Source organism: Mesorhizobium sp. C277A (genome assembly GCF_040324395.1).
GTDB lineage: Bacteria > Pseudomonadota > Alphaproteobacteria > Rhizobiales > Rhizobiaceae > Mesorhizobium.
In genome coordinates this window covers 4,560,385-4,574,573 of sequence record NZ_JAMYVW010000002.1, presented here as the reverse complement: position 1 = coordinate 4,574,573, position 14,189 = coordinate 4,560,385, and the positions used below count along the sequence as shown (strand labels likewise).

The window sequence follows — 14,189 nt, the reverse complement described above, 5'->3', positions numbered from 1 at the left end:
CCGCGGCGGTCTGTGAGGGAGGAGCCGTTCGTGCCGCACTGGCTACACCTGATGCTGGACTCGTTGCCGACACTGCTGTGGGCGGCGTTGATCTTCACCGTACCGCTGACATTGCTATCGTTCGCACTCGGCCTGTTCGTCGGCCTGGTTGTCGCCCTGGTGCGGCTGTTCGGCCCCAAGCCTCTGGTTGCCGTGGTCCGCTTCTATGTCTGGATCTTCCGCGGCACGCCGCTTCTGGTGCAGCTGTTCCTGATCTTTTACGGCCTGCCTTCGGTCGGCATATTGCTGGACGCTTTTCCGGCGGCGCTGATTGGCTTCACCCTCAACATAGGCGCCTACAGTTCGGAAATTATCCGCGCCGTGATCGGCTCGGTGCCGAAGGGCCAGTGGGAGGCGGCCTATTCGATCGGCATGACCTGGAGCCAGGCGATGCGGCGCACCATCCTGCCGCAAGCCAGCCGCGTCGCCGTGCCGCCGCTGTCCAACACCTTCATCTCGCTGGTCAAGGATACGTCGCTGGCCGCCGCCATCACTGTGCCGGAGATGTTCCAGGCGGCGCAGCGCATCGTCGCCACCACCTATGAGCCGCTGATCCTCTATGTCGAGGCGGCGATCCTTTATCTGGCGATGAGCTCGGTGCTTTCGGCCTTGCAGACGCGGCTGGAGGAGCGGCTCAACCGTTATGGCGGCTTCCTGGAGGCGCGCTCATGATCGGCCTCACCGACATCGAAAAGCGCTTCGGCGACAATCTGGTGCTGAAGGGCGTGACGGTCACCATTGCCGAAGGCAGCGTCACCGCGCTTGTCGGCCCCTCCGGCGGCGGCAAGAGCACACTGCTGCGCTGCATCAACCTGTTGGAGATCCCGACCTCGGGCATGGTGCGCATCGGCGACGAGACGCTGGAATTCCGTCCCGGCATCAAGATCCCCAGCCGCGACATCCAGCGCCTGCGGCTGCAGACCGGCATGGTGTTCCAGAACTTCCAGCTGTTCCCGCATCGCACCGCGATCGAGAACGTCATGGAAGGCCTGGTGACGGTGCTGAAATGGCCGACGGCAAAGGCGCGCGAGCGGGCATTGGCGCTGCTCGAGAAGGTCGGCATGGCGCACAAGGCGGATGATTGGCCGGCAACGCTGTCGGGCGGCCAGCAGCAGCGTGTGGCCATTGCCCGCGCCCTGGCGCCGTCGCCGAAAGTGCTGCTTTGCGACGAGCCGACCTCGGCGCTCGATCCGGAACTGGCGCAGGAAGTGGTCGACGTGCTGGGAAAACTCGCCAGCGAAGGCACGACCATGGTGATGGCCACGCACGACCTTCGCCTTGCATCCAAGATCGCGCAGGAGGTGGTGTTCCTCGACGCCGGCGTCATCGTCGAGAAGGGGCCGTCCGCCGTGGTGTTCTCCAACCCGGAGCGTGAACGGACCAAGCGTTTTATTGCGACGCTGAAGCAGGAGGCGGAGAAGGAAGCCGGCGGCTGAGCCTTCTACGTTCCCCTTGTGGGGAGGTCGGACGGAAGGTCCGGGTGCGGTCTGGTGTCGTCCCCATCCTCGCTGCTTCGCAGCCACCTGCCTGGGCGAGCCACGGGTCCCGCCCGTCCTTGGAACCCCACAAGGGGGTAAAAACAAAAACCCGGCACAAGGCCGGGTTTTTCATGAATTCGACGGTGAAAGCGATCAGGCAGCTTCTTCCTGCTCGGCTTCCTCATTGTCGGCCTTGGCGCCGCGCTTCGGGCCCTTGTTGAGGTTGACCTCGATCAGGCGCACGGCTTCGGTTTCCGACATGCGGTTGACTGCCGCGATCTCGCGCGCCATGCGGTCGAGTGCCGCCTCATAGAGCTGACGCTCGGAATAGGACTGTTCCGGCTGGTTGTCGGCACGGTAGAGGTCGCGCACGACTTCCGAGATCGAGATCAGGTCGCCCGAATTGATCTTGGCATCATATTCCTGCGCACGGCGCGACCACATGGTGCGCTTGACGCGGGCGCGGCCCTGCACGACCTTCAGCGCGCGCTCGACATAATCCTCTTCCGACAGCTTGCGCATGCCGATGGAGGTCGCCTTGGCGACCGGAACCTTCAGGCGCATCTTGTCCTTCTGGAAGTCGATGACGAACAGTTCCAGCTTGTGGCCCGCAACTTCCTGCTCGTCGATCGAGACGATCTGGCCGACGCCGTGTGCCGGATAGACGATGTACTCGCCGGTCTTGAAACCGTGGCGTGCCGAGGTGGACTTCTTCTGCGGGGTGATCGTTGCCATTACGCCCTGAACTCCTTGTTGTGGCACCGGCGGCCTGCCGGTCCGAACGCATGCGACCGGGGACACCGATCGTTAGCCGCACAACAGATGAACCCATCGGAAAAAGCCGGGACCGGCAAACCGCATACATAGCGACTGCCTGGCCCAGATCGCTCTGGTCCGATTGGGGATTTCACCTTTCAGTGATTTGGGGCGCTTGCGCCATAAATCGACGTTGTGTCACCGGCATGTTTCAACTGGTGTAGCACAAAAAGTCGGAAGAATCAAGGTTTTGCTGCAAACGCGAAGGTCGAGCGCCATCGCCGCCTGTCAAGGCAGTTAATGTATGATGCGCGTTACGCAGCGTTATGACGATCCAATAGGCCGCACTTTTTTGCTTTGCGCATCACCCTTTCCGAAATCGATTCCGATTCCAGCGTCATGTGCTCAGTCGCCTTCGCCGGGCTCGGCGGAGAAATATTTCTCGAACTTGCCGGCCTCGCCGTCGAAGCTCTTGGCATCTGCCGGAGGCTCCTTCTTGGCGGTGATGTTGGGCCATTTCTCGGCGTATTCGGTGTTGACCTGCAGCCATTTGTCGAGGCCCGGCTCGGTGTCGGGCTTGATTGCATCGGCCGGGCATTCCGGTTCGCAGACGCCGCAGTCGATGCACTCGTCGGGATGTATGACAAGCATGTTCTCGCCCTCGTAAAAGCAGTCGACCGGACAGACCTCGATGCAGTCCATGTACTTGCATTTGATGCAGTTGTCGGTCACGACATAGGTCATTGGTCGGCTCCGGGACGTCCCGTTCTTGCTAGAGCGACGTGCGTCCAATTGGACGCACAAAGTACGCTCTAACACTTTGAATCTGCGCATCGTGCTTTCCGAAAATCGATTTCCGATTTTCGCGCCGATGCGGCGGCTTTTTTGGTGAGGTAGCGCCTTTGCCTGCCGCTTGCAAGGGCAGCCATTGCCGGCGGGGCGCGCGTGTCCGGCATGAAATTCCAGACCGCCGGCATGGCGCAGACGGCCAAGGCTTCAGTCTTCGCCGAACAGCCGGTCGGTTTGCCTGCGCTCTTTCTTGGTCGGCCGGCCGCTGCCGGCGTCGCGCAGCGCCGGAATGGCATCGGCAACAGCCTCGCCTTTTGGGGCCGGCGGCGGGGACATGTCCTCGTAGAGCGTGCGCGCTTCCTCGGCCGGACCGCGCCGCACGCCGGTGCCAAGCACCTTCCAAATGAAAATACGGCGCTCGTGCGTAATGGTCAAAACGTCGCCAGGCTTGACCAGATCGGAGGCCTGCGCTGCTTTGTCGCTGTTGATGCGGACGCGTCCGGCGACAACCAGCTTGGCCGCCAGCGAGCGCGATTTTATCGCGCGCGAAAAGAACAGCCACTTGTCGATGCGCTGACGACCTTCAGCAACCATCGCAGCGAGTTATCTCTTGTTGGAGCATGATCTTGTCCGAAAACCGGTTCCACTTTTCGGGATCATGCTCAGAGCCTACTTCTTCAGCTGGTCGCGCAAGGCGGCGAGCTTGGCGAAGGGCGAGTCCGGATCGAAGCGCGCCGGGCGTTCATCGCGTGGCTTGGCCTGGAAAGCCGGCTTGGCGCCTTGCGGTCCGCCTTTGCCTTCCGGCCTGCCGCCTTTCCAGTCAGGCCGGCCCTCGCGCGGACGCTCGCCTTGCGGCTTGCCGTCGCGGCGCTGTTCGCCCTCGGCCTGCGGCTTGGGCTTGAACTTCGAACGGTCGAAGCGTGGCTTGGCGGCACCGTCGCGCTGGTCGCGCCGGCCCTGATAGGCCGGCCGTTCGCCCGGTGCCGGCTGTCCGCCGGCAGCGTCGGCCGGCGCATCGGCGCGGCTAGCCTGGCCGTTACGCGGGCGATTGTCTCTGCGGTTGTCTTGCCGATGGCGCGGGCGCTGCTCGAAACGGCCCTGCCGCCACAACAAGATGGGCTTTGGGGCTTCGGCCTCGGCGCTTCCACCCTCCCCCTCGTGGGGAGGGTCGGCGCGCAGCGCCGGGGTGGGGGCAGCGCCGGCGTCGGTGGTTGCACCTGCATCGGCTACGCGGTCTGCACTATCGGTTTCGTCAGCGCTGTCACCCCCACCCGCGTCGCTTCGCGCCGCGACCTCCCCCATCGAGGGGGAGGTAAGGGCGTCGGCGTTTTCGGCGACGGTGGCGTCGGCGCTTTCGGGGACGGTGTCGTCAGCTTCTGCAACAGCCGGAGCTTCTTCCGTGATTTCTATGGGGGCTTCGACTTGGGGAGCTTCGACCTGTTCTTCCGCGACGGGCTCTGCCGTTGCTTCCGCGATGGCTGGAGCTTCGGCGGTGGCTTCAACGGCCGCAGTTGGCTCCGAACCCTCGGGAGGCGCGCCCGGCTGAGCGTCCGCAGCAACAGCCTCCGCTGCGGCTTCGGCGACGGGCTGCTCAGCCGCAGGCTCAGCGGCGGCAACCGCATCCGGCTCCGATCCAACGGCCGGCGCTTCAGCGACGGCTTCGCTTGCAGCGGCTTCCGTCGCCTTGGCCTGTTCAGCTTTTGCAGCCGCGTCCGCAGCCAGCTTGGCGGCAGCCGCTTCCCGCGCCGCGTTGTCCTGTGCTTCCAGCCGCGCCTTGACCTCTGCCGCCGGCTTCGGCTCGGCGCGATAGCCGAGACCTTTCAGGATCTCTTCCATGTCGTCGGCGGTGGCGCCGAGGATGGACATCATCGGCGGCGTCACCATGAAGGACTGGCCGTCATAAGCGCCGTCGGGGCGCTGTCCCAGACCGGGCTTCCAGTTGGTCGCAGGCCGGATCAGGTCGGCCAGCCGTTCCAGAATGTCGATGCGCACGGCGCGGCGCCCGAGATTGCGGTAGCCGGCGAGCCTGTAGAAGCTCTTGTCGAAGGTCGGGTCGATGACCACCGATGTGCGGCCGGAGGCCAGCGCGTGCACCACGTCGCCAAAGCCGGGCTTGTCCTTGCCGTCGTTCTTCAGCGCCCACAACAGCGTAATCAGTCCGGCGGGCGCCGGCTTGATCAGCGCCGGCACGAAGACGTGGTAGGCGCCGAAGCGCACACCGAGCCGGCGCAAGGCGGCGCGACCCTCCTGGTCGAGCGACTTCATTTCCTCGGCGATGTCGCGGCGGTTGATGAGGCCGAAATGCTCGACGAGCTGGAAGGCGATGCCACGGCCGATGCCGGCGATCTGCTCGGCATTCTTCAAGTCGACCAGCGGCTTCAGCAGCGACTCGATCTGGAAATTGACGAAACGCTCGGCGCGCGCGGCGACCTTGTCTCGGGCGGGGCCGGTCAACTGCTCGTCGGCCAAAAGCACCAGGCGCGGCTTCAGCGCGTCCTCGCCGGCAACCAGCGTGCCGATCGGCGCGCCGATCCAGCGCAGCGTGCCGTCGGAGCCGAGCGCAAGGTCGCCATTGGCGCAGGCGCCGAAGCGTTCGGCACGCGCCTCGAACTCGGCGGCCAGCGCTTTTTGCGCTGCCGTACGCACGGCCTTGGCGTCTTCGCCGCCGGCGCTCTGATCGGCGGTGAAGCGGAACCCTTGCAACTCGCCGACATGATGGCCTTCGACAAGGACGGTTCCGGTAGGACTGATTTCGGCTTCAGGCATTGTATTTTCTCTAAGGCGCCGCATGAGGACGGAAGTCCTGCGGTCTACAAACCGTTTCGTCAACCGCTCATGCAGCGCATCCGACAATCTGTCTTCGATTTCGCGCGTCTTTTCCCGCCAGTGTGCCTGATCGGCCAGCCAGCCCGGCCGGTTGGACACGAATGTCCAGGTGCGGATCTGGGCAATTCTGTGCGACAGCGTGTCGATATCGCCTTCGGTGGTGTCGGCGCGGCGCACCTGCTCGGCCATGTAGTTCTCATCGACATGGCCGTGTTTGGCGAGGTCGGTGTAGATCGAGGCGATCAGGTCGGAGTGCTGGGCCGGCGCGATCTTGCGGTAGTCCGGCAGAGCACAGGCTTCCCACAGCAGCGCGACGCGCTTGGCATTGGTAGCCAGCGCGCGGATGTCCTCGTCGCGGGAGAGATGTTCGAGCGCCTGCGCATCGACCGCCGGCAACGCCCGCGTCAGGCCTTCGACCGGCGCGTTGGCCTCGATCGAGCGCTTCAGGGCGTCGAGGCTGGCGAAGTCGAAATGCGCGGTGCGCCATTGCAGCACCTTTACCGGATCGAACTCATGCCCCTCGATGCGCTTGACCAGTTCCTCGTCCAGCGGATCGACCTGGCCGGTGACGCCGAAGGTGCCGTCGCGCAGATGCCGGCCGGCGCGGCCGGCGATCTGGCCGAGCTCCGCCGCCGTCAGGTTGCGGTACTGGTAGCCGTCGAATTTGCGGTTCTGGGCGAAGGCGACATGATCGAGATCAAGGTTGAGCCCCATGCCGATGGCGTCGGTGGCGACGAGATAGTCGACGTCGCCTGCCTGGAACATTGCCACCTGGGCGTTGCGGGTGCGGGGCGACAGCGCGCCGAGCACGACCGCCGCTCCTCCTTGCTGGCGGCGGATCAGCTCAGCGATGGCATAGACCTCGTCGGCGGAGAAAGCGACGATGGCCGTACGCCGCGGCAGGCGGGTCAATTTCTTCGAACCGGCATAGGCCAGGTGCGACAGGCGAGGGCGCGTCACCACCGAGACGCCTCTCAGCAGCTTTTGCAGGATGCCATGCATGGTGGCCGCGCCGAGCAGCAGCGTTTCCTGGCGCCCGCGCAGGTGCAGGATTCGGTCGGTGAAGATGTGGCCGCGCTCGAGGTCGCCGGCGAGCTGCACCTCGTCGATGGCGACGAAGGCAACGTCGGTCTCGCGCGGCATGGCTTCGACGGTGCAGACCGAATATTTCGCGCCGGGCGGCTGGATTTTTTCCTCGCCGGTGATGAGCGCCACCTTGTGGGCGCCGACCTTTTCGCAGACGCGGGCATAGACCTCGCGCGCCAGAAGGCGGAGCGGCAGGCCGATAATGCCGCTCTCATGCGCCACCATGCGCTCGATGGCGAGATGGGTCTTGCCGGTGTTGGTCGGACCCAGCACGGCAGTCACGTCGCGGCCCGACAGGATCAGCGGCTCGGTGTGTTTCGGCTGGATGTTCATCGGCCTGGAGATGAGGCTTTCTGCATCGTGTTGTCGGGAGCGCGCCTCGCGTGGCGCGTATGACAGGCGACACATAGGGATTTCAGGCGCGAAGCGAAAGCGGAATGTTCCGGCCGGCAATCCCACGGTTCGTCTTTGAGGTCTCAATTAACAGTTGGAACGAGTCTGGAACGAATCGGCGACGAATCAGTGACTCCGGCAGATTCAGCTTTTGTTCACGGCTACATGTGGATTTTGCGAGCCTGAGTCTCACCATATGCTGAATCGCGGAAACTGGCCCGATTCCTGCAAGGCGACCATTGACGTTAACCTTTGCCGGCGGGGCATCGTCGTGATCCGATACGCCTCGGCCAACATTATGAAAGTGTTGAATTTTCTTAATCGGCCTTAACCAGTTTCCGGTGGTTTTCGGCCTTGGTCGTTAACGTTCCGCTCAAAGCAGAACGAATGGGTGACGAATCAGCGATGGCGGGATTTCCCGGTTTGTTCACCCCAACATGTTGTGTTATCCACAGCTTGTCCACCGAGAATTCACAGCTTGCGAACCGGGTTTTGCACAGGGCGCCTGGAAATCGTTAATCTTTGCGTGCCGGAACGGGTCAATGTCTCGCGCGCAGCCTGGGGAACATCGCCGGCCGGCGATGAAAAACGGGCCATAAGGCGGCCCGTCCTACCGGGCGAAATTGCTGTCGTTCAGACGAAGTACTGGCCGCCATTGGCGGTGATGGTCGAGCCGGTGATGAAACCGGCGTCCTCAGAGGCGAGGAAGACGACGCAACGCGCGATCTCTTCCGGTTCGCCGAGGCGGCCGACCGGAATCTGCGGGATGATGCGTTCATTCAGCACCTTCTCGTCGATCGCCTTGACCATCTCGGTGGCGATGTAGCCGGGGCAGATGACATTGACTGTGATGCCCGCGCGCGCGCCCTCCTGCGCCAGCGCCTTCGAGAAGCCGATGTCGCCGGCCTTTGCGGCGGAATAGTTGACCTGGCCGGCCTGGCCTTTCTGGCCGTTGATGGAGGAAATGGTGATGACGCGGCCGAATTTGCGGTCGCGCATGCCGCCCCACAGCGGATGCGTCATGTTGAAGACCCCAGACAGATTGGTGTCGATGACTTGCTTCCACTGCTCGCGCGTCAGCTTGTGGAACATGGCGTCGCGGGTAATGCCGGCATTGTTGACCAGCACCGAGACCGGGCCGAGATCGGCCTCGACCTGTTTGATTCCGGCGGCACAGGCGTCGTAGTCGGCGACCGACCATTTGTAGGCCTTGATGCCGGTTTGTGCGCTGAACTTCCCCGCTGCCTCGTCATTGCCGGCATAGTTGGCTGCAACGGTGTAACCGGCATTCTTCAGGCCGATCGATATGGCGGCGCCGATGCCGCGCGATCCACCGGTGACGAGCGCTACTTTGGTCATTGAAAGTTCTTCCTCCCTTTGGTCGGAAGAAGGGAATAGGGAGTAGGGAGTAGCGAGTAGGGATCGATATCCCGCCGCGCTGCTCCTTCTTCCCCATTCACTACTCCCTATTCACTACTCACTTCTCTTTCACAGCGCTTCCACGCACAGAGCGACGCCCATGCCGCCGCCGATGCACAGCGTGGCAAGGCCCTTCTTGGCGCCGCGGCGGCGCATCTCGAAAACCAGCGTGTTGAAGACGCGGGCGCCCGACGCGCCGATCGGATGGCCGATGGCGATGGCGCCGCCATTGACGTTGACGATCGACGTATCCCAGCCCATGCCCTTGTTGACGGCGCAGGCCTGCGCGGCGAAGGCTTCATTGGCCTCGACAAGGTCGAGGTCCTTGACCGACCAGCCGGCCTTCTCGAGCGCCCGCTTCGAGGCGGGAATAGGTCCGGTGCCCATGATCGCCGGATCGACGCCGGCCGTCGCCCATGAGGCGATGCGCACCAGCGGGGTGATGCCGCGCCTTGTGGCTTCAGCCTCGCTCATCAGCAGCGCGCCGGCGGCGCCGTCATTGATGCCCGACGCGTTGGCGGCGGTCACGGTGCCGTCCTTGTCGAAAGCCGGCTTCAGCTTGGACATGGCGTCGATGGTGGCGCCGTGGCGGATGTACTCGTCCTGGTCGACGACAGTGTCGCCCTTCCTGCCCTTGATCGTGAAGGCGACGATCTCGTCCTTGAACTTGCCGGCCTTCTGCGCGGCCTCGGCCTTGTTTTGCGAGGCCAGCGCAAACTGGTCCTGGTCGTCGCGGGTGATCTGGAACTGGCGGGCGACGTTCTCGGCGGTGTTGCCCATGTGGTAGCCGTTGAAGGCGTCCCACAACCCGTCCTTGATCATGGTATCGATCATCTTGTAGTCGCCCATCTTGACACCGGCGCGCAGGTGCTCGGCGTGCGGCGACAGCGACATCGATTCCTGGCCGCCGGCGATGATCACCGTGGCGTCGCCGGCGGCGATCTGCTGCATGCCGAGCGCGATGGCGCGCAGGCCCGAGCCGCAAACCTGGTTGAGGCCCCAGGCGGTCGTCTCCTTGGGCAGGCCGGCATTGATCGACGCCTGGCGGGCGGGGTTCTGGCCCTGCGCGGCGGTCAGCACCTGGCCGAGAATGACCTCGTCGACTTCGCCCGGCTCGACGCCGGCGCGCGCCAAAAGCTCCCTGATGACGACGGCGCCAAGTTCATGCGCCGGGGTGGCGGCGAAGGCGCCGTTGAAAGAGCCGACAGCCGTGCGTGCGGCGCTGGCAACGACGATTGAATTGGAAGCGGACATTTTTCTCTCCAGACTTCGAGGTGTCGTGTTCTTGGGGGCTTGTTGGGACTTTTCTTGCCCGTTCCACACCCCAAGTCAAACCGGAAATGGGCATGCCGGCCAAGCGCCGCAAGCAGGGCGTGAGCGGCCGGCGGGATCGCCCAACCTTTGCTGCGCAGCATAATTAGCCCGCCATGCAGCAATAAATGATGCCGCACTGCACAAAGCGCTTGGAATTATAGAGCTTTTGCGCATATCCTTAAAAATGGCGCAATCGTTACCGGCGGCTTACTCAGGCGCGCCGGTGTCCCGGGAGGATGCTGATGGCCGCGAAAGACGACCCTATCATTATCAAGAAATATGCCAATCGCCGGCTCTACAACACCGGCACCAGCACCTATGTCACGCTCGAGGATCTGGCCGAGATGGTCAAGAAGGGCGAGGAGTTCACCGTCCAGGACGCCAAGACCGGTGACGACATTACCCATCCGGTGCTGACGCAGATCATCTTCGAACTGGAGAACAAGGATGGGCAGAACATGCTGCCGATCCCGTTCCTGCGCCAGCTGATCGCGTTCTATGGCGACCAGATGCAGCAAATCGTGCCGAGCTTCCTCGAACAGTCGATGATGGCCTTCTCCAAGGAACAGGAGCGGTTCCGCGAGCAGATGAAGGGCGCGATCGGCAAGTCGCCGCTGGATGTGATGAAGATCGCCACGCCGATCAAGGCGCTGGAAGAGCAGACACGCCGCAACATGGAAATGTTCCAGAACGCGATGCGCCTGTTCACGCCGTTCCCGACCGCCGCCACAAATGCTGCGGCCGCGGCTGCACCCGAGCCGGCCCGCAAGGATGTCCCGGAAAAGAGCGGCGACGACCTTCAGGAACTGAAGCAACAGATCGCCGCCATGCAGCGCAAGCTTGACACCATGTCGTAAGCGACCGCTGCATGATCGAACGCCTCAGTTTGGTGAGGCGGCTTTTACGGGTCGATTTTCAGCTGCCACGGTTCCCAGATATCGTCGGGCTGGCCGTCGAGCGAGCGGTAGAAGGCTTTGGCCGGCGAGTTGGATTTCAGCACCGTCCATTTGATGGCGGAGGCGCCAATGCTCAAAGCGTGTTGGCGAAGCTGTTCAACAAGCGCATGGCCGACCCCCATCCCGCGCGTCGCTTCAGTGACGTAGAGTTCCTTCAGCCAGACAACCGGCTTCAGGTCGTAGGTCCAGGGGATGAGGTAGTGGACGGCGATGCCGACGATCACGCCCTCTCGCTCCGCCACCAACACGCCGAACCGGGGCGATGGTCCCAGCCCGTGCTCGATGAGGTTCGCTTCGGTGACGCGAAGCTTGTCGTCATAACCCTCGAAGACAGCTAGCGCCCGCATGAGGGCGAGCACCGCACCGACATCCTGGCGCTCGAATGGACGAATTCTAACCATGGCCTTCTGCATGCTTGCCCAGTCTTCAAGGCCGACCATTTCGCGTGGCCTCACGCGTGCAAGACACCGGGCTCCTTGCCTGAAGCGAAAGGAAGGTCCTCGTCCTGCCAACCGGTTATGCCGCCGATCATGATCTTCACGGGACGACCGAGGCTGGCCAGCTTGAAGGCCGCCTGATCCGCGCCATTGCAATGCGGTCCCGCGCAATAGACGACGAACAGCGTCTTTTCGGGCCATTGCACCATCCGCTCGGCCGATATTTCGCGGTGCGGCAGATGCAGCGCGCCCGGCACATGGCGGCTTCCATAGGCTTCCGGCGAGCCGACCACATGCAAGAGAACAAAGTCCGGCTCCCCGGCACGCAGTGCGGCGGCGACGTCGGAACAGTCGGTCTCGACGGAAAGCCGGCGCAGAAAATGGTCGCGGGCGATATCCGGCGATGCCGCCGCAATGTCTGTCACGTGGCTCATCCTCGTATCTCCATTGCTGATGCGACGGAGAGATAAGACAGGAAGCAGGGCGATTGCAGCTGGCAGCTTTGCCATATATCGTCAAGATCATGCCATCCTCTGCGAATCCGCGCCCTGCCAACCCTCTTGTCGTTGCCGTTGCCTATGACGGGCTGTGCACGTTCGAGTTTGGCGTGGCGGTTGAGATCTTCGCCTTGCCCCGGCCGGAAATGGGTGAGGATTGGTACCGTTTTGCCGTTGCCGGGATCGATGGCGGTGAAATGCGCGCGCTGGGCGGCGTGCGTATTGTTGCCGACGGCGGGATCGATCTGATCGGCCAGGCCGGCACGGTGATCGTACCGGGATGGCGCGGAACGGAGGCTCCGGTGCCGCCGGCGCTGATCGAGGCGCTGCGGAAGGCGAGCGAGCGCGGCGCTCACATTCTTTCGATCTGTTCGGGCGTGTTCGTGCTTGCCGCCGCCGGCCTGCTTGCGGGCAAAAGGGCGACCACGCATTGGCGCTACAGCGAGAAGCTGACGGAGATGTACCCCGACATCACCGTGATTCCGGACGTTTTGTACATCGATGAGGGCAATGTGCTGACATCGGCAGGCAGTGCCGCGGGCATCGACCTCTGCCTGCATCTGGTCCGGCGCGACTTTGGCACCAAGGCGGCAAACATGGTGGCGCGTCGCCTGGTGGTGCCGCCGCATCGCGACGGCGGCCAGGCGCAGTATGTCGAGAGTTCCGTACCCGAGCCACATGAGCGCAGCCGGCTTGGACCGTTGATCGACAGGATGCGCGCCGATATTGCCGCCGACTATCCCGTCGCCATCTTGGCCGAGCTTGCCGGGATGAGCGAGCGGACATTCCTGCGCCGCTTTGCGGCCGCAACCGGCGTGACGCCGGCGCGCTGGCTGCTGTCGGAACGGCTTTCGCGGGCGCGCACGCTGCTGGAAGACACCGCCATGCCGATCGAACGGATTGCCGAGACCGCCGGCTTTGGCGCGGCAGGCACGTTGCGGCATCACTTCCGCCGGCAGTTCGCCACGACGCCCGTCGCGTACCGTGCGCGGTTCGGGAGCACGGCCAGGTCGGCTTAAGTCACGCGTCCCTCATAGCGGCCACGCGGCCTGATGATGCTGCCGCTAATGATCTGTTCGACCATATGCGCGGCCCAGCCGACACTGCGTCCGAGCGCAAACAGCTGGAACGGTGCATCGCGCGGCAAGCCAAGGCCGCGCGTCAGAGCGGCCAAGGCGAAGTCGATGTTGGGCTGGGCACCGACCGCCGCCATGGCGGCTTTTTGCAGCTGTTGCAGCGTCTCGTCGACAGGGATGACTTCCAGAAGTGCGGTGGCACGGGGATCGCCGTCGGGATAGAGCGGATGGCCGAACGCCGGCAAGGGCCGATCATGGCCGAGCCAGCGCCGGATCGCCGCATCCGCGCCGTGGGCTGCTGCATCTTCAGCCAGTTGCATCGCCGCTTCGCCGGCGCCACCGTGGCGCGGGCCGGACAGCGTTGCCAGGCCGGCCAGCAGGCATGCGGCAGGCGAGGCGCCTGTGGACGCTGCGACGCGGGCGGCAAAGGTCGATGCGTTGAGTTCATGATCGGCGAGCAGGACGAGGGCGCAGCGGATCGCTTCCGCGCCGGCATCATCCACCGACCAGCCCTGCGCCAGGCGCTTATGGACAGGCGCTGTGCCGGTTCCGGCGCCCAGCGACTGCGCCAGCGCTGCGACTGTGTGCGCGGCTTCAGTGCACAGCGAGGCGGCGCTGCGCCCGAGCGAAGGCCGCCCCTGGCCGGCAAGCATGGCAAGCTGCGCAAAGGCCGAGGCGCGGCCGACTGGATGAGGCGCTTCAGATGACGGAGCTTTGAAAGCCACCGGTTCAGTCGAGGCCCAGAGCACAGCAGCGGTTTCCTCCAGCGTCGCCGCTTTGGAGAGCGCAACGGCGTCTTGCCCTCGATAGATCAGTCGACCGTGCAGCACAGTCGAAATCGCGGTGACAATCGAGGGTTCGCCCCAGGCGATCGCACTCTCGGCGATGGCCGAGGGACTGCGGCCCCGCGCCCGGCGGGTCGCCAATGCCGCGATGTCGTCGGCGCGGTACTGGCTGCGGCGCGGGTCGCTCTCATCCGGCCGCATGCCGATGCGGCCGCGGCTGACATAGGCGTAAAGCGTCTGCGGCCGGACCTTGAGCCTTTCCAGCGCCTCTTCCCGCGACAGCCATTCGGACATTTTTAGCTCACATATTGATTATATTGATCAAGATTGATCGAGGC

At 63.9% G+C, this 14,189-nt stretch carries 13 protein-coding genes; 4 read left to right on the top strand and 9 right to left on the bottom strand.

The genetic code is table 11. The annotated features are described in order from the left end of the window. Positions 1-30: 30 nt before the first annotated feature. On the top strand, positions 31-711 hold the full coding sequence (locus NKK52_RS22535; protein WP_031204469.1) for an amino acid ABC transporter permease: 681 nt from the start codon (positions 31-33) through the stop codon (positions 709-711). Next, a complete protein-coding gene (locus NKK52_RS22530; RefSeq protein WP_023685808.1) occupies positions 708-1,475 on the top strand; it encodes an amino acid ABC transporter ATP-binding protein in 768 nt (255 codons plus the stop codon). Before NKK52_RS22535 ends, NKK52_RS22530 begins: the two co-directional genes overlap by 4 nt. A gap of 195 nt (positions 1,476-1,670) precedes the next feature. Here NKK52_RS22530 and NKK52_RS22525 read toward each other — a convergent pair whose 3' ends face one another. The 6 genes from NKK52_RS22525 to NKK52_RS22500 all read right to left on the bottom strand — a co-directional run bounded on the left by NKK52_RS22525 (position 1,671) and on the right by NKK52_RS22500 (position 10,040). Beyond that, complete coding sequence (locus NKK52_RS22525; protein ID WP_023673664.1) at positions 1,671-2,252, bottom strand: CarD family transcriptional regulator; 582 nt, start codon at positions 2,250-2,252, stop codon at positions 1,671-1,673. 426 nt (positions 2,253-2,678) lie between these two features. After that, positions 2,679-3,017: a ferredoxin FdxA gene (fdxA, locus tag NKK52_RS22520; protein ID WP_013529180.1), complete on the bottom strand. Its 339-nt coding sequence runs from the start codon at positions 3,015-3,017 to the stop codon at positions 2,679-2,681. Between the two features lie 252 nt (positions 3,018-3,269). After that, positions 3,270-3,656, bottom strand: a complete 387-nt coding sequence (locus NKK52_RS22515) for an RNA-binding S4 domain-containing protein (RefSeq protein WP_023673663.1) — start codon at positions 3,654-3,656, stop codon at positions 3,270-3,272. A gap of 75 nt (positions 3,657-3,731) precedes the next feature. Further along, a complete protein-coding gene (locus NKK52_RS22510; protein WP_352630550.1) occupies positions 3,732-7,307 on the bottom strand; it encodes a helicase-related protein in 3,576 nt (1,191 codons plus the stop codon). A gap of 693 nt (positions 7,308-8,000) precedes the next feature. Continuing rightward, a complete protein-coding gene (gene phbB, locus NKK52_RS22505; protein WP_023685812.1) occupies positions 8,001-8,726 on the bottom strand; it encodes an acetoacetyl-CoA reductase in 726 nt (241 codons plus the stop codon). A gap of 129 nt (positions 8,727-8,855) precedes the next feature. Beyond that, positions 8,856-10,040 (bottom strand): acetyl-CoA C-acetyltransferase, encoded by a 1,185-nt coding sequence (locus tag NKK52_RS22500; RefSeq protein WP_023673832.1) that lies wholly within the window; start codon positions 10,038-10,040, stop codon positions 8,856-8,858. A 302-nt stretch (positions 10,041-10,342) separates the two neighbouring features. Here NKK52_RS22500 and phaR point away from each other — a divergent pair, with 302 nt between their 5' ends. After that, entirely contained in the window at positions 10,343-10,957 is a 615-nt protein-coding gene (phaR, locus tag NKK52_RS22495) for a polyhydroxyalkanoate synthesis repressor PhaR (protein ID WP_023685813.1), read from the top strand. A gap of 44 nt (positions 10,958-11,001) precedes the next feature. Here the strand turns inward: phaR and NKK52_RS22490 are convergent, their stop codons facing one another. Further along, a complete protein-coding gene (locus NKK52_RS22490) occupies positions 11,002-11,457 on the bottom strand; it encodes a GNAT family N-acetyltransferase (RefSeq protein WP_031194243.1) in 456 nt (151 codons plus the stop codon). A gap of 50 nt (positions 11,458-11,507) precedes the next feature. After that, a complete protein-coding gene (locus NKK52_RS22485; protein ID WP_023685815.1) occupies positions 11,508-11,927 on the bottom strand; it encodes a rhodanese-like domain-containing protein in 420 nt (139 codons plus the stop codon). An 89-nt stretch (positions 11,928-12,016) separates the two neighbouring features. Here NKK52_RS22485 and ftrA point away from each other — a divergent pair, with 89 nt between their 5' ends. Further along, the gene (gene ftrA / locus NKK52_RS22480; protein WP_031204472.1) at positions 12,017-13,009 is read left to right on the top strand and encodes a transcriptional regulator FtrA; all 993 of its coding nucleotides are present in this window, start codon (positions 12,017-12,019) and stop codon (positions 13,007-13,009) included. On the opposite strand, the gene NKK52_RS22475 is transcribed toward ftrA, so the two are convergent. After that, a complete protein-coding gene (locus NKK52_RS22475) occupies positions 13,006-14,145 on the bottom strand; it encodes a citrate/2-methylcitrate synthase (RefSeq protein WP_352629855.1) in 1,140 nt (379 codons plus the stop codon). The two genes, ftrA and NKK52_RS22475, sit on opposite strands and share 4 nt — an antisense overlap. Positions 14,146-14,189 lie beyond the last annotated feature (44 nt).